Source organism: Bacteroides fragilis, assembly GCF_019583405.1.
Lineage (GTDB): Bacteria > Bacteroidota > Bacteroidia > Bacteroidales > Bacteroidaceae > Bacteroides > Bacteroides fragilis_B.
In genome coordinates this window covers 795,381-810,330 of record NZ_SZUU01000001.1, presented here as the reverse complement: position 1 = coordinate 810,330, position 14,950 = coordinate 795,381, and the positions used below count along the sequence as shown (strand labels likewise).

Sequence of the window (14,950 nt, the reverse complement as noted above, 5' to 3'; positions counted from 1 at the left end):
TTATGAATAAAAAGATAAGTTACCATCCAATAACATTTGTTGTGTTTACTTATAATGAAGAAAAACGAATAGAGAATGTTATCAGGAATTTTATAAATTTTGGTAAAGTACTGATTGCTGATGATGGAAGTACTGATGGGACTTTGGAAATTGCTAGAAAATATGGCTGTGATATATATATAAGAGAAAATTTTGGCTATGGATACGTTGAAAATCAACCTTTAGTAGATCGACTATATGAATTAGTTGATACGGAATGGATTTATTGGGCTTTTGCTGACGAAATGTTAGCTTTGGATACTATTCAGGAAATTATGAAGATAGTGAAAGAAGATAAATATGAGATAATTAATATAGATAGGAAAAATTATTTTATGGGCCGCTTCTGTTATAACATGTTTCATTCGAGAACTAATAAATGTTTTAAGAAAAGAGCTATTGATTTCTCTAATAACGAGATTCATGGCTTTGGAAAAGCTGTTGTTGCTACAGATAAGATATATACATTGCCTGATAAATACTATGTACATCATTTTATTTCTAACAATGTATCTTCATATATTAATGTTATTAATAGGTATACAGAGGAAGAAAACGGACGAGGATATAAGTCTTCATTTGTATTTCTCATATCTTGTATTTTGTTATTATTTCGCTTTTTAATAAAACACTATCTTTTGGGTAAAGGATATAAGGCCGGAATAGTGGGTGTTTCCTTCCTTTTTTTAATGTATATATACCATATTGTTAAATTGATGAAGTCTGTTGAAGGTCTTAATTTGTTGAATGTAGATGATCGAATAATGAAACGTTATAAAATATATCAGCATGATTTATTATCAAAGATTGTGGAGTAAAAGTAAGTATGCTTTTAATGCTATAATCTCATATGTCAGATATTCAGTTGTGTGCAAAAGATATGGTTTTAAAACAATAATTCTTTCTCCATTAGCTATTGTAGGTACAAAATATATGTCTATAGGAAAGTGTTGTTTTATTCATAAGAATGCTCGAATAGAGGCTGTCTCTTTTTATGAAAATGTCGTATATACACCAAATTTGATAATGGAAGATGGAGTCTTCATTCAGCAAAATTTTCATTGTACTTGTGCACATTTAGTTAAAATAGGCAGAGGTACATCTATAACTGCAAACGTTGGAATATTCGATATTATTCATCCGTATGAAAATATTGATATAAATCCACGTAATCAGTCTATATTGACAAAGGATGTTATAATAGGAGAGAACTGTATGGTTGGGATGAATAGTGTAATATTACCAGGAACTATATTAGGAAAGCATTGTGTGGTTGGTGCCAATAGTGTCGTTTCTGGAGTTTTCGATGATTATTCTGTAATTGTTGGCTCTCCAGCCAGAGTTGTGAAGAAATATAATAAAGAGACAAGGGAGTGGATACATATAAAATTATAGCTTTTGTTAAAAGAAAAACAATAATGGAGGTAACCCGCATATATTATAAACTATTCTTTAGACATATGGGGAAGAAAACATATATAATATCTCCATTGCATGTTGATAATCCGCGTTATATTTCTTTGGGAAATAATGTTATAGTTCGTGAATTTACTTGGTTGGCTTCTGTCCCTTTAACGGGAGAAAATGAAAGCTTACTTGTAATAAATGATGGTTCCGTCATAGGACATTTTAATCATATCTATGCAACTCATAAGGTTATTATTGAGAAGAATGTATTAACTGCTGATAAAGTTTATATATCAGATAATTTACATGGATATAGGGATATTACTATTCCCATAAAATGTCAATCTATAGTTCAAAACGGAGAAGTTGTTATCGGAGAGGGAACATGGATTGGAGAAAATGCTTGTATTTTGGGGGTTACAATTGGTAGACATTGTGTCGTTGCGGCAAATTCTGTTGTAAATCGAAATATTCCAGACTATTGCGTTGTAGCGGGAGTGCCTGCAAAAATAGTGAAAAGATATTGTGTTGAGACTAAAAAGTGGTATCGGACAACTCCTAAAGGTGATTTTATATACTAAATATTGAAATAATGAAGAATATACTTATTAGTGGAGGAGCTGGTTTTATTGGCTCTAAATTGGCTTTACGGCTTGTTGAGAAGGGGTATGATGTAACAGTTCTTGATAATCTATCTCCACAGATTCATGGTGATAATCCAGATTTAACATCACCACTTTATAATTCTATTAAAGGTAAAGTCCGCTTTATTAAAGGATCTGTTAATTTAAAAGCAGATTGGTTACAAGCAATTGAAGGCCAGGACTGTATTGTACATTTGGCTGCGGAGACAGGAACAGGGCAATCGATGTATGAAATATATAAATATGTCAATGTTAATATTGGGGGTACTGCCCTGTTGCTGGATATTCTTGCTAATGAAAAACATTCCGTGAAAAAGGTTATAGTGGCTGAATCCAGAGCTATTTATGGAGAAGGTCGTTATTTTTGTGAAGAATTAAATCAATATGTTTATCCCACAGAACGCTTAGAGGAAGATATGCGTAATGGTTTTTTTGAAGTGCAATATCCTGGATGTACAAAACCATTAACTTTAGTTGCTACAACGGAAGATTCATTAGTTCATCCAACTTCTGTTTATGGTATTACTAAACAAGTGCAGGGACAATTAGTACACTTAGTTTGCGGTTCAATTGGTATTGCTTCTGTTTCATATCGTTATCAGAATGTGTATGGTCCTGGTCAATCTTTATCAAATCCTTACACTGGAATACTTTCAATCTTTTCAACTCGTATAAAAAATAAGAATAGTATCAATATTTTTGAGGATGGTAGAGAAGCCCGTGATTTTGTGTATATTGATGATGTTGTTGAAGCTACTATTCTTGGAATAGAGAAAAAAGAAGCTAATGGCCACGTTTTTAATGTAGGGACAGGTGTTGCTACTAGTGTATTGACAGTTGCAAAGACTTTGATGAAGAAGTATGGTATAGATGTACCTTTATTGATTTCTGGTAATTACCGTTTAGGAGATATTCGTTCTAATTATGCTGATATATCTGCTGCAAGAAACATTTTGGGCTTTGAGCCTAAATGGAGTTTTGATGGTGGTATTACTGAGTTTGTGAAGTGGGTAAACACTCAGGAGGTTTATACTGATAAATATGAGAAATCTATTGAGGAAATGAAAATAAAAGGTTTGTATAAATGAAAAAGGCTAAAATTGGGTTAGTAACTGTTTTATATAAATCAGAGAGTGTTTTACCAGGATTTGCAGAAAGCTTACAAAAACAGGATTATGATAATTGGATATTATATTTGGTAGATAATTCTCCTTCAGATGATAACTTAGCTTTGATAGATAGATGTTTCCGATTTTGTCGAGGTAAATATGTATATATAAAAAATGAAGATAATGTCGGGGTAGCTAAAGGAAATAATATTGGAATTAAGCAAGCTTTAATTAATAATGTTGATTACATACTTTTATTGAATAATGATATTGAATTCTATCAAAGAGAATTGCTATCAGAGATGTTGAGATTAGCGAATGATAATGATGAAAAAATTATAGTTCCTAAGATTTTTTATTATGGTTCTCGTAAAATATGGATGGCAGGAGGATATTTTCAGCCATTGTTGGCGCGTACTCCACATATTGGAAATGGTAAAGAAGATTCAGAGCAATATAATATTCCTAAATATGTGAATTATGCGCCTACTTGTTTTATGTTTCTTTCGTCATCTGTGTTTTCTGAAATTGGGTTTATGGATGAAAAGTTTTTTGTTTATTATGATGATTCTGACTTTGTCTTTAGGGCATATAAAAAAGGGTATTATATATATTATATGCCATCATTAGAAATTTTTCATAAAGTCAGTTCGTCTACTGGTGGAGGTGTGTCGTTATTTACAATCTATTATACAAATAGAAATCGAGTTTATTATATAAGAAAACATTATTCGTTATTTCATTTCTCTTTTTTTTATTCTTTATTATCTACTATATTTTTTTATTTATTTAAATATAATTCAGAACAGAGAAGAGCTCTTTTAAAAGGATTTGTTGATGGAATAAGACTCTGATATGGAAGTTGTATTTTATGTATTTAATATATTATTATGCGTATGGCTCATACTGTACTATCCATTTTTCTTGTCTCGGAAGTTGAATGTTGGATTATTTAATCCAATAACGATTCCTGCTCTTTGTAATTTTCCTGTAGTTATAGCTCAAGTGTTAATTGGACCTGCGTACTTTTTAGAAGAAGGACTACTTAATCCATATTATAATTTTGCGTTATTTACAACAAATGTAGATTATATATCTCGCTATATTTTGACGATTGTAGGTTTTATGCTTTTTAGGAAAAATGAAAGTAAAATCACGATGATAGTGAATAAATATAATCCTAAATGGAAAGTGAAAAAAAATAAAATGATTTTAGTGTCATTGTTTTTTTTCTTCTTAGCTATTTTTTCGTTTTTATTACTTTCTTCACATTCTTTTGGGGTTTGGAATTGGATTAATGACCCGCGTACAGGTTATCAATATCACCGTGTTGGTGGAGGACAGTATTATGCTTTTTTTCTTCTTTTTCTATCTACTTCTTATTCGATATTATTATTATATATTAAGCGAAATTCTATAGTGCTATTTTCTTATTTTTCTTTTATGTTTGTTGTGTGGTTGTTGGGGTCAAAAGGACATTTGCTTACATTTTCTATTTATACTTTTATTATATTATGGTTTAGACAGTATAGATATATTGATAAGGTCATTAAGTTCTTTCTACCTCTTATCTTTGGATTGATGATTCTTAATTTAGGGGAAATTTCGTTTGTTGAAATAGTGTCATATTTTGATGATTTTTATGTAAATAGTGCGAAGTTTTTTGAAGAATATTTTAACGATCGAATTGAATTGTTTTATGGAAAAGTATGGTTTAGTCAATTTTGGGACTTGGTACCTCGTGCTTTGTATAGAGATAAGCCATACGTATATGGTATTATATTGATAAATGAATACTTCTTTCCAGGGGCAGCTGAAGCATCTCATACCCCAGTGTTTAGTGGCCCTATAATGGCATTTGCCGATTTTGGTTTATTAGGTGTCTTTTTAAATGGTATATTCAATTTTAGTGTTTTAGTGAAAATATTAGCATATAAAATAATATTAAATAAGTTTTCGTTTGATGATATTCGTAGCCGTCCTATTCTAGTTTATATTTTTATTTTACTTTTTGCTCCAGGATTTTTAACTTTCTTCTCCTTTCCTTGGTCATTGCTTGTTTTTATATTTCTTGTAAAAAATATAAGTTTTATAAATAGAGCTGTATGTAAAATGTCTTATTGATTATCACATTATTATTAATGTCCGATTATCATTTTTTTGTTGGGGTTTTAGTGGATAATTTAGTTGTCAAATAGTATAATTTGAATTTTAAAAATGTTGATTTTAGATAATATAATTTTTTATTTGCAAAAATCCGGAGGGGTTTCTGTCGTATGGAATGAATTAATTAGTAGATTAAATAAAGAAGAATGTTTGGATATTTTGTTCCTTCAGTATAATACTTGTCCTGATAATATTTATTGTGGTAAAATGAACATTTCTTCAAGGAAAATCCTTATTTCAAGATTGCTCTATTTACCAGTTCAACGATATATTCCAGTACGGTTATCATCTATTAAGGAACCTTTTATTTTTCATTCTTCTTATTATAGATTTTCAATAAATCCTTTTGCAATTAATATAACAACTGTTCATGATTTTATATATGAATATTATATAAAGGGTATAAGAGGAAGAATACATTTATGGCAAAAATATTATTCTATTCGTAATTCAGATTATATAATATGTGTTTCAGAAAATACAAAAAAAGATTTATTGAAGTTTGTCCCTGAAGTAGATCCAGCAAAGGTAAGAGTGGTTTATAATGGGGTTTCAGATGATTATTTTGTTTTATCAGGTAATAATAGTTTGACTAAAGTCCCGTTTAATATCAAGCAATATATTGTTTTTGTTGGTTCTAGAGCGGAATATAAAAACTTTATGTTTACAATTGATGCTGTGATGCAATCACACTATAATTTGGTCATAGTTGGGGCTTCTTTATCTCTGGGAGAAAGAAAAATATTGAATATTAAATTAGGTGAAGAACGTTACCGTCATGTTGGTAGAGTTTCTAATGAAGAGCTAAATACATTGTATAATAATGCTTTTGCATTGCTTTATCCCTCTTCATATGAAGGTTTTGGCATTCCTATTTTAGAAGCGCAAAAAGCAGGGTGTCCTGTTATTGCATATAATTCATCTTCAATACCTGAGATAATAGGGGATACTCCGTTACTACTTCAAAGCTTGACAATAGCAGAAGTTAATAGATGTATCTTATTATTAGAAGATTTAGAGCATAGAAATAATATAATTCTAAATGGCCTTAAGAATGCAAAAAGATTTTCTTGGGATAGAATGTATGCTCAAATATTAGCTATATATAAAGAGGCGTTATTATCTAAACTGTGACAAGATGTGTATTATTATGAGTTTTATTTTTACATGTTTGTTTTGTTTGTGTTAAAAAATAAATGTATATAAATGTGAAAGATGTGTATTTATGAAAGTATCTTTAATTACTGTGACTTTTAATAGTGAACAAACACTACTTTATACATTAGATTCTGTTCTATATCAAACATATATGGATATAGAATATATTCTTATAGATGGTTTTTCTCAAGACAATACAATTGGTTTAATGAAAATGTATGAACCTTTATTTAATGGGCGTATGTTTTGGATCTCTGAAAAAGATGATGGACTCTATGATGCTATGAATAAGGGATTTTCTATGGCAACTGGAGATATAATTGGAATTATAAATTCAGATGATGTGTTGGCTGATCCTGCGGCGATAGAGAAAGTGGTAAGATGCTTTGAGACTGATGAAACAATTGATGCTGTTTATGCTGATTTGTATTATGTTGCTCAAAACGATATATCAAAGATAGTACGTCATTGGGTTTCTGGGAAACAGAGGAGCTTTGCCAAAGGTTGGCATCCTGCACATCCCACGTTTTATGTGAAAAAAGAGGTGTATCATAAGTATGGAGCTTTTGATTTGGATTTTAAGTTTGCCGCAGATTTTGAATTAATGCTTCGCTTAATAGAAAAGTATCATATTAAGTTACACTATCTTCCGGAACCTTTGGTTAGGATGCGTTTAGGAGGGACAACTAGTAAAAATTTATCCAATATAAGTAAGGGTAATATAGAATGTATCAATGCTTTTAGAAAGAATAATATACCTGTTAGTTGCTTATATCCATTGTTTCGTTTATTACCTAAATTGAAACAATATTTCCAATAATTTTTTGTTTATGAAACTTTTATTTACAGGAGGTTCCGGCTTTTTGGGAAATAACATATACCCGTTGTTGAAGAAAAAATATGTTATTGAAACTGTTGGGCTCACTTTAGAGGATAATTATAATGTAAATCTTGCTTGGGAAATACCTAATTTAACAGGTACATTTGATGTCGTATTTCATGCTGCAGGTAAAGCGCATTCTACTCCTAAAAGCGAATTGGAAAAACAAGCTTTTTTTGATGTTAACTTACAAGGTACTAAGAACTTATGTGCTGCTTTGGAACAAAGTGGTATTCCTAAAGCTTTCATTTTTATTAGTACCGTTGCCGTTTATGGTTGTGATTCGGGTGAGAATATTACGGAAGAGCATCCTTTAAATGGAACTACTCCTTATGCTTTGAGTAAGATTAAGGCCGAGAAATACTTGGAAGGGTGGTGTGCTATGCATAATGTAAAGTTAAGTATACTTCGTCCTTCATTGATTGCCGGACCTAATCCTCCTGGAAATTTAGGAGCGATGATTCGTGGGATTAGAAATGATAAGTACTTAAGTATTGCCGGGGGAAAAGCCCGGAAAAGTGTTCTGATGGTTCAGGATATTGCAAATCTTCTTCCTATGTTAATAGAAAAGGGTGGAATATATAATGTTTGTGACAGTTACCAGCCGAGTTTTCGTGAATTAGAGATGGTGGTATGTAAGCAATTGAATAAAAAAAGACCAATATCTATTCCTTATTGGTTGGCTAAAAGTATGGCTGTCATTGGAGATTGCTTGGGTGAAAAAGCTCCGATCAATTCATTGAAACTTCGTAAAATCACAAGCTCTTTGACCTTTAGTAATGAAAAGGCTGTACGAGAACTCAAGTGGAAGCCCATGAATGTACTGGAGACTTTTCTTATAGAATAGAAGAAAGTGTGGATGGAAACTTTTCTTTGGATTATGGGCATTTTGACCGGATTGGCAGCTTTAGTCTTTTTAGGGCTTCAGTTTTGGTTTCATTTAATAGACAAGAATGAATAACTTATGTATTATCTGATAATCTTAGTTCTGCTATTCTTAGTAGAACTTTTTTATTTCCGTATTGCTGATAAATGCAATATCATCGATAAACCGAACGAACGGAGTTCGCATACCCGGATCACGCTACGGGGTGGAGGTATTATTTTCTACTTTGGTACGTTGGCTTATTTTCTGACAAATCAGTTTGAGTATCCTTGGTTTATGCTGGCTCTGACTTTGATAACCTTTATTAGTTTTGTGGACGACATTCGCTCTACCTCTCAGGGATTGCGTTTAGTTTTTCATTTTACTGCAATGGCCTTGATGTTTTATCAATGGGGATTATTCAGTCTGCCTTGGTGGACTATCCTTGTTGCCTTGATTGTATGTACAGGCATTATCAATGCTTATAACTTTATGGATGGGATTAATGGCATTACGGGAGGGTATTCTTGGGTTGTATTACTTGCTTTAGCTTTTATCAATGTGCAAATTGTCCGTTTTGTGGAGGAGGATCTGATATACACTATGCTTTGTGCTGTGTTGGTATTTAATTTTTTCAATTTTCGCAAGAAGGCCAAATGCTTTGCCGGGGATGTGGGATCGGTCAGTATTGCCTTTGTGATTCTTTTCCTGATAGGTAAACTAATAATTCGAACAGAGAATTTCAGTTGGATTGTTTTGCTTGTGGTTTATGGGGTAGATAGTGTGCTGACTATTATCCATCGGCTTATGCTACATGAAAATATTGGTTTGCCACATCGGAAACACTTATATCAGTTGATGGCAAATGAACTGAAGATCCCGCATGTGGTGGTTTCACTGATTTACATGACATCACAAACCATAATTATTGTTGGTTATCTGTTAACTCCCGGTTGGGGCTATTGTTATTTATTGGGCACAATTGTCATACTAAGTATGGTGTATATCTTATTTATGAAGAAATATTTCCATTTGCATCCGGCTATGAAATGATATCATGATATCGACTCTGATAGAAAATGCCTCCCGGCCATCTTTTTTAAAGCTGACCGGGAGTTTTTTTATAACCATTCATTCCCCATCAACCAAAAAATCTTATTAACTTTGCGGGTCACTTTTGAAAACATAAAAAACTTAATGATATGAATATCTCTTATAATTGGCTGAAAGAGTATGTCAATTTCGATCTGACGCCCGATGAAGTGGCGGCTGCGCTGACTTCTATCGGACTGGAAACAGGTGGAGTAGAAGAAGTTCAAACGATTAAAGGCGGGTTGGAAGGCCTCGTGATTGGCGAGGTGCTGACTTGCGTGGAACATCCCAATTCAGACCATTTACACATCACAACCGTAAATTTGGGTAACGGCGAACCTACTCAGATTGTGTGCGGAGCTCCAAACGTAGCTGCCGGACAGAAAGTCGTTGTTGCCACTTTGGGCACGAAGCTCTATGACGGTGACGAATGTTTTACTATTAAGAAATCAAAGATTCGCGGCGTGGAGTCGATCGGTATGATATGTGCTGAAGATGAAATCGGGATCGGAACTTCACATGACGGCATCATCGTATTGCCGGAAGATGCCGTACCGGGTACTCTTGCGAAAGATTATTATAATGTAAAGAGCGACTATGTACTTGAAGTAGATATTACTCCGAACCGTGCTGACGCTTGTTCACACTATGGGGTGGCACGCGACTTGTACGCTTATCTGGTACAGAATGGCAAACAGGCTGCACTGACCAGACCGTCTGTCGATGCTTTTGCTGTCGAAAATCATGATCTGGACATCAAGGTAACTGTAGAAAACAGTGAGGCATGCCCACGTTATGCGGGCGTTACTGTGAAAGGGGTTACTGTTAAAGAGAGTCCGGAATGGTTGCAAAATAAACTTCGCATCATCGGTTTGCGTCCTATTAATAATGTAGTGGATATCACAAATTACATTGTGCATGCTTTCGGGCAACCGCTTCATTGCTTTGATGCAAACAAAATAAAAGGGGGCGAGGTGATTGTGAAAACAATGCCGGAAGGCACAACGTTTGTCACGCTGGATGGCGTTGAACGTAAGTTGAATGAACGCGATCTGATGATCTGTAACAAAGAAGACGCTATGTGTATTGCCGGTGTTTTCGGAGGTCTTGATTCCGGTTCTACAGAGGCCACAACGGATGTGTTTATCGAAAGTGCATATTTCCATCCGACGTGGGTGCGTAAGACGGCCCGTCGTCATGGCTTGAATACAGATGCTTCTTTCCGTTTTGAGAGAGGTATTGATCCTAATATCACGATCTACTGCCTGAAATTGGCGGCCATGATGGTAAAGGAACTTGCCGGAGGTACCATTTCTTCGGAGATTAAAGATGTCTGTGCTGCTCCTGCACAGGATTTTATTGTCGAGTTGACTTACGAGAAGGTACACAGCCTGATTGGTAAAGTGATTCCGGTAGAGACGATAAAGAGCATTGTTACCAGTCTTGAAATGAAAATCATGGACGAGACGGCCGAAGGGCTGACATTGGCCGTACCTCCATACCGTGTGGATGTACAGCGTGACTGCGACGTGATTGAAGATATCCTGCGTATTTACGGATATAATAATGTGGAAATTCCATCGACACTGAAGTCGAGCCTGACTACAAAAGGAGATTGTGACAAGTCGAATAAGTTGCAGAACCTGGTGGCTGAACAGTTGGTAGGTTGTGGTTTCAACGAGATCCTGAATAACTCTTTGACTCGTGCCGCTTATTACGACGGTTTGGAAAGCTATCCTTCCAAGAATCTGGTTATGTTGCTGAATCCGCTAAGTGCAGATTTGAATTGTATGCGACAGACACTGTTGTTCGGTGGATTGGAAAGCATTGCCCATAATGCTAACCGTAAGAACGCGGATTTGAAATTCTTTGAATTCGGTAACTGTTATCACTTTGACGCGGAGAAGAAGAATCCGGAGAAAGTTTTGGCTCCTTACTCAGAGGATTATCATTTGGGACTGTGGGTGACCGGTAAAATGGTATCAAATTCATGGGCACATGCAGATGAAAACACTTCTGTCTACGAATTGAAGGCTTATGTGGAGAATATTTTCAAACGTTTAGGATTGGATTTGCACTCTCTGGTAGTGGGCAACCTGAGTGATGATATTTATTCTACGGCCTTGACGGTAAATACTAAAGGTGGCAAGAGGCTGGCTACATTCGGTGTCGTTACCAAGAAGATGCTGAAAGCTTTTGATGTTGATAATGAAGTCTATTACGCTGACTTAAACTGGAAAGAGCTGATGAAAGCGATTCGTTCAGTAAAAGTAAGCTATAAAGAGATTTCTAAGTTCCCGGCTGTGAAACGTGACTTGGCTCTGTTGCTGGATAAGAAGGTACAGTTTGCCGAGATTGAAAAGATCGCTTATGAAACAGAGAAGAAACTCTTGAAAGAGGTTTCTTTGTTTGATGTTTACGAAGGCAAGAATCTTGAAGCCGGAAAGAAATCTTATGCTGTCAGCTTCTTGCTTCAGGATGAAAACCAGACTCTAAACGATAAGATGATTGATAAGATCATGTCGAAACTGGTGAAGAACCTGGAAGACAAACTGGGAGCCAAACTCAGATAAATATATAATATAGAAACAACAATTAAATAATTAATAAAACTCATGCCCGCTTCTTCTCTGAATTAGAAGCGGGGTGAGGCAAATATTTTAAACCAATGGGAAGAGCGTTCGAATATAGAAAAGCTACCAAGCTGAAAAGATGGGGCAACATGGCCCGTACATTTACGAGAATCGGTAAACAAATTGCTATCGCTGTAAAAGCCGGCGGTCCTGATCCCGAAAACAACCCGCATCTGCGTGCGGTTGTTGCTACTGCAAAACGTGAGAACATGCCGAAGGATAACGTGGAACGCGCTATCAAGAATGCCATGGGTAAAGACCAGAAGGACTATAAGGAAATGAATTATGAAGGTTACGGTCCTTTCGGTATTGCGGTATTTGTAGAAACAGCTACAGATAACACAACCCGTACTGTTGCCAACGTTCGTAGCGTTTTCAATAAGTTTGGCGGAACATTGGGTACTTCAGGCAGTCTTGATTTTATGTTCAGCTGGAAGTCAATGTTCACCATTACAAAGAAAGAAGGCGTGGATATGGACGATCTGATTCTGGAACTGATCGATTACGGGGTAGAGGAAGAGTATGATGAAGACGAAGATGAAATCACGCTTTACGGTGATCCGAAGTCGTTTGCCCAGATTCAGAAATATCTTGAAGAGAATGGCTTCGAGGTGAAAGGTGCTGAGTTTACCCGTATTCCGAATGACGAAAAAGATCTGACACCGGAACAACGTGCCACCATTGATAAGATGGTAGAGCGCCTGGAAGAAGACGAGGATGTACAGAATGTGTACACCAACATGAAGCCTGCAGATAACGAAGGCGAAGAGTAATGAAATACGTTTATAAAACTCAGGGTACTTGCAGCACAAACATCGAATTGGAGGTGGAGAATAATATTGTGAAGGAAGTGGCTTTCTGGGGTGGATGTAACGGTAATCTGCAAGGAATTTCACGTCTGGTGACCGGAATGCCTGTGTCGGATGTCATTACGAAACTTGAAGGGATTCGGTGCGGGGCTCGCTCTACTTCATGTCCCGATCAACTATGCCGTGCTTTGCACGAGATGGGTTTCTAAGAAAAATAAAGGCTGTATTTGATGTCAACGCAGACTCTGTTACGGAGTAACAAAGCTTCTGTAAACATCATTTAGAGGCTGTATATAAAAATAAGAGAGGCGGCAACTCAAAGTTGACCGCCTCTCTTATTTTTATATAAACCGATTTCTTATTTATACATATCGGGAGTAACTGTTACTTGAATCAGCTCTTCCTTTGTTTTGCCTGACAGATAGATGTATTTAATGGTCACATCCGATTCTCTGTACACTTTCATCTCTTCAGTGTTCTTTATTGTTTCCGGCAGGGTTTCTTCCAATGATTTCTTCAGTTGTTCTGACATGGTAGGGTCGTCAGCCTGGCCGCTTAAGGTATAGAAATAGGTAAATGTATTGTCTTTACCTGAATAAGTGGTGCTGTCCATTCTTGTCATTTCATCGACAGTGATGGGGCATTGTTTGTTTACTTGTTCGGCAGCCAGTTCGAAAACTTTTTGTTTGGCCTGTTGGCAAGAAGCAAGCGTGAAAAGAACAGCGCATGCTCCGAGAATAATTTTTTTCATTTGCTTAATCTTTTTAATGTGTGAATATTGGGCAAAGATAGTTGTTAAAAGTGAACCGAACAAGGTTCTCGCTTGTTATTAATAACTATCTTTGTAGATAGATTTTATGAATTAGAAGAAAAACAAGAGACATGACATCCTTATGAAAAATATTTTTAAAGATTTAAAAAGTAAAGACCACAAACGCTATCTGGGAGGTTTGGACGTCTTCAGATATATTGGTCCCGGTTTATTGGTTACTGTAGGTTTTATTGATCCGGGCAATTGGGCTTCTAATTTTGCGGCAGGTTCAGAATTTGGTTACTCACTGTTATGGGTGGTTACGCTGTCCACCATCATGCTGATCATATTGCAACACAATGTTGCTCACTTGGGAATCGTGACAGGGCTTTGCCTTTCGGAGGCGGCAACGCAGTATACGCCCAAGTGGGTATCGCGTCCCATACTGGGGACGGCCGTACTTGCTTCCATCTCTACATCACTGGCCGAGATTCTGGGAGGGGCCATAGCACTGGAAATGTTGCTCGACATTCCTATTGTCTGGGGGGCCGTTCTGACTACCGTTTTTGTTTCCATCATGCTTTTTACAAATTCATATAAGAAAATAGAGCGCTCCATCATTGCTTTTGTGTCGGTGATCGGCTTGTCGTTCATCTATGAACTCTTTTTGGTGGATATTGACTGGCCTATGGCAGTAGAAGGGTGGGTGACGCCGGCTATACCTAAGGGGAGCATGCTCATTATTATGAGTGTGCTGGGTGCTGTGGTGATGCCTCACAATCTTTTCCTGCATTCGGAGGTGATTCAGAGCCACGAATACAATAAGCAGGATACAGCGTCCATAAAGAAAGTGTTGAAGTACGAATTGTTTGATACGCTCTTTTCAATGATTATAGGATGGGCCATCAACAGTGCCATGATTCTGTTGGCAGCCGCTACCTTCTTTAAAAGTGGCATTCAGGTTGAAGAGCTGCAGCAGGCGAAATCATTGCTCGAACCCCTGTTGGGAAGTAATGCGGCTATTGTTTTTGCTTTAGCCCTGCTTATGGCGGGTATCTCATCTACGATTACCAGCGGGATGGCGGCCGGATCTATTTTCGCCGGTATCTTTGGCGAATCATACCACATTAAGGATAGTCACTCTCAGGTAGGGGTTATTCTGTCGTTGGGCATTGCGTTGCTGCTGATTTTCTTTATCGGTGATCCGTTTAAGGGTCTGATCATCTCTCAGATGGTGCTGAGTATCCAGTTGCCGTTTACGGTTTTTTTGCAGGTCGGTCTGACCTCTTCGCGTAAGGTGATGGGCGATTATGTCAATAGTAAATGGAGCACGTTCGTGCTTTATACCATTGCCGTGATAGTGACAGTGTTGAATATAATGTTGTTGTTCTCGTAAA

At 36.1% G+C, this 14,950-nt stretch carries 15 protein-coding genes; 14 read left to right on the top strand and 1 reads right to left on the bottom strand.

All coding sequences use genetic code 11. From position 1 onward, the window contains the following. The first annotated feature begins 2 nt into the window (after window positions 1–2). The 13 genes from FDF36_RS03500 to FDF36_RS03440 all read left to right on the top strand — a co-directional run bounded on the left by FDF36_RS03500 (window position 3) and on the right by FDF36_RS03440 (window position 13,011). Window positions 3–857 carry a glycosyltransferase gene (locus FDF36_RS03500; protein ID WP_220390343.1) on the top strand — a complete coding sequence of 285 codons (855 nt, stop codon included), beginning with the start codon at window positions 3–5 and terminating at the stop codon, window positions 855–857. Continuing rightward, a complete protein-coding gene (locus FDF36_RS03495; protein ID WP_220390342.1) occupies window positions 829–1,434 on the top strand; it encodes an acyltransferase in 606 nt (201 codons plus the stop codon). Before FDF36_RS03500 ends, FDF36_RS03495 begins: the two co-directional genes overlap by 29 nt. After that, on the top strand, window positions 1,413–2,027 hold the full coding sequence (locus tag FDF36_RS03490; RefSeq protein ID WP_220390341.1) for an acyltransferase: 615 nt from the start codon (window positions 1,413–1,415) through the stop codon (window positions 2,025–2,027). Before FDF36_RS03495 ends, FDF36_RS03490 begins: the two co-directional genes overlap by 22 nt. A gap of 11 nt (window positions 2,028–2,038) precedes the next feature. Continuing rightward, window positions 2,039–3,178 (top strand): NAD-dependent epimerase/dehydratase family protein, encoded by a 1,140-nt coding sequence (locus FDF36_RS03485; RefSeq protein WP_259281355.1) that lies wholly within the window; start codon window positions 2,039–2,041, stop codon window positions 3,176–3,178. Next, the gene (locus FDF36_RS03480) at window positions 3,175–4,053 is read left to right on the top strand and encodes a glycosyltransferase family 2 protein (RefSeq protein WP_220390340.1); all 879 of its coding nucleotides are present in this window, start codon (window positions 3,175–3,177) and stop codon (window positions 4,051–4,053) included. Before FDF36_RS03485 ends, FDF36_RS03480 begins: the two co-directional genes overlap by 4 nt. Before the next feature lies 1 nt (window position 4,054). Then, a complete protein-coding gene (locus FDF36_RS03475) occupies window positions 4,055–5,323 on the top strand; it encodes an O-antigen polymerase (RefSeq protein ID WP_220390339.1) in 1,269 nt (422 codons plus the stop codon). Window positions 5,324–5,416: 93 nt separating this feature from the next. After that, window positions 5,417–6,499: a glycosyltransferase family 4 protein gene (locus FDF36_RS03470; RefSeq protein WP_220390338.1), complete on the top strand. Its 1,083-nt coding sequence runs from the start codon at window positions 5,417–5,419 to the stop codon at window positions 6,497–6,499. 91 nt (window positions 6,500–6,590) lie between these two features. Further along, window positions 6,591–7,343 carry a glycosyltransferase family 2 protein gene (locus tag FDF36_RS03465; protein ID WP_220390337.1) on the top strand — a complete coding sequence of 251 codons (753 nt, stop codon included), beginning with the start codon at window positions 6,591–6,593 and terminating at the stop codon, window positions 7,341–7,343. A 10-nt stretch (window positions 7,344–7,353) separates the two neighbouring features. Further along, window positions 7,354–8,250, top strand: coding sequence for an NAD-dependent epimerase/dehydratase family protein (locus FDF36_RS03460; RefSeq protein ID WP_220390336.1), 897 nt, complete (start codon window positions 7,354–7,356; stop codon window positions 8,248–8,250). Window positions 8,251–8,367: 117 nt separating this feature from the next. Next, complete coding sequence (locus tag FDF36_RS03455; RefSeq protein WP_220390335.1) at window positions 8,368–9,321, top strand: MraY family glycosyltransferase; 954 nt, start codon at window positions 8,368–8,370, stop codon at window positions 9,319–9,321. A gap of 149 nt (window positions 9,322–9,470) precedes the next feature. Further along, complete coding sequence (gene pheT, locus FDF36_RS03450) at window positions 9,471–11,933, top strand: phenylalanine--tRNA ligase subunit beta (RefSeq protein ID WP_220390334.1); 2,463 nt, start codon at window positions 9,471–9,473, stop codon at window positions 11,931–11,933. 95 nt (window positions 11,934–12,028) lie between these two features. Further along, window positions 12,029–12,766, top strand: a complete 738-nt coding sequence (locus FDF36_RS03445; RefSeq protein WP_008768977.1) for a YebC/PmpR family DNA-binding transcriptional regulator — start codon at window positions 12,029–12,031, stop codon at window positions 12,764–12,766. Continuing rightward, complete coding sequence (locus tag FDF36_RS03440) at window positions 12,766–13,011, top strand: TIGR03905 family TSCPD domain-containing protein (RefSeq protein WP_005788104.1); 246 nt, start codon at window positions 12,766–12,768, stop codon at window positions 13,009–13,011. Before FDF36_RS03445 ends, FDF36_RS03440 begins: the two co-directional genes overlap by 1 nt. A 149-nt stretch (window positions 13,012–13,160) precedes the next feature. Here FDF36_RS03440 and FDF36_RS03435 read toward each other — a convergent pair whose 3' ends face one another. Continuing rightward, window positions 13,161–13,553, bottom strand: a complete 393-nt coding sequence (locus FDF36_RS03435) for a hypothetical protein (RefSeq protein ID WP_005788103.1) — start codon at window positions 13,551–13,553, stop codon at window positions 13,161–13,163. A gap of 142 nt (window positions 13,554–13,695) precedes the next feature. Here FDF36_RS03435 and FDF36_RS03430 point away from each other — a divergent pair, with 142 nt between their 5' ends. Continuing rightward, window positions 13,696–14,949 carry an Nramp family divalent metal transporter gene (locus FDF36_RS03430; RefSeq protein WP_005788100.1) on the top strand — a complete coding sequence of 418 codons (1,254 nt, stop codon included), beginning with the start codon at window positions 13,696–13,698 and terminating at the stop codon, window positions 14,947–14,949. Window position 14,950: the final 1 nt, after the last annotated feature.

Bases quoted from the DNA above. Each gene is read 5' to 3' on its own strand.
- FDF36_RS03500 (WP_220390343.1), top strand. From the start codon at position 3: ATGAATAAAAAGATAAGTTACCATCCAATAACATTTGTTGTGTTTACT.
- FDF36_RS03495 (WP_220390342.1), top strand. From the start codon at position 829: ATGATTTATTATCAAAGATTGTGGAGTAAAAGTAAGTATGCTTTTAAT.
- FDF36_RS03485 (WP_259281355.1), top strand. From the start codon at position 2,039: ATGAAGAATATACTTATTAGTGGAGGAGCTGGTTTTATTGGCTCTAAA.
- FDF36_RS03480 (WP_220390340.1), top strand. From the start codon at position 3,175: ATGAAAAAGGCTAAAATTGGGTTAGTAACTGTTTTATATAAATCAGAG.
- FDF36_RS03475 (WP_220390339.1), top strand. From the start codon at position 4,055: ATGGAAGTTGTATTTTATGTATTTAATATATTATTATGCGTATGGCTC.
- FDF36_RS03470 (WP_220390338.1), top strand. From the start codon at position 5,417: ATGTTGATTTTAGATAATATAATTTTTTATTTGCAAAAATCCGGAGGG.
- FDF36_RS03465 (WP_220390337.1), top strand. From the start codon at position 6,591: ATGAAAGTATCTTTAATTACTGTGACTTTTAATAGTGAACAAACACTA.
- FDF36_RS03460 (WP_220390336.1), top strand. From the start codon at position 7,354: ATGAAACTTTTATTTACAGGAGGTTCCGGCTTTTTGGGAAATAACATA.
- FDF36_RS03455 (WP_220390335.1), top strand. From the start codon at position 8,368: ATGTATTATCTGATAATCTTAGTTCTGCTATTCTTAGTAGAACTTTTT.
- pheT (WP_220390334.1), top strand. From the start codon at position 9,471: ATGAATATCTCTTATAATTGGCTGAAAGAGTATGTCAATTTCGATCTG.
- FDF36_RS03445 (WP_008768977.1), top strand. From the start codon at position 12,029: ATGGGAAGAGCGTTCGAATATAGAAAAGCTACCAAGCTGAAAAGATGG.
- FDF36_RS03440 (WP_005788104.1), top strand. From the start codon at position 12,766: ATGAAATACGTTTATAAAACTCAGGGTACTTGCAGCACAAACATCGAA.
- FDF36_RS03435 (WP_005788103.1), bottom strand. From the start codon at position 13,553: ATGAAAAAAATTATTCTCGGAGCATGCGCTGTTCTTTTCACGCTTGCT.
- FDF36_RS03430 (WP_005788100.1), top strand. From the start codon at position 13,696: ATGAAAAATATTTTTAAAGATTTAAAAAGTAAAGACCACAAACGCTAT.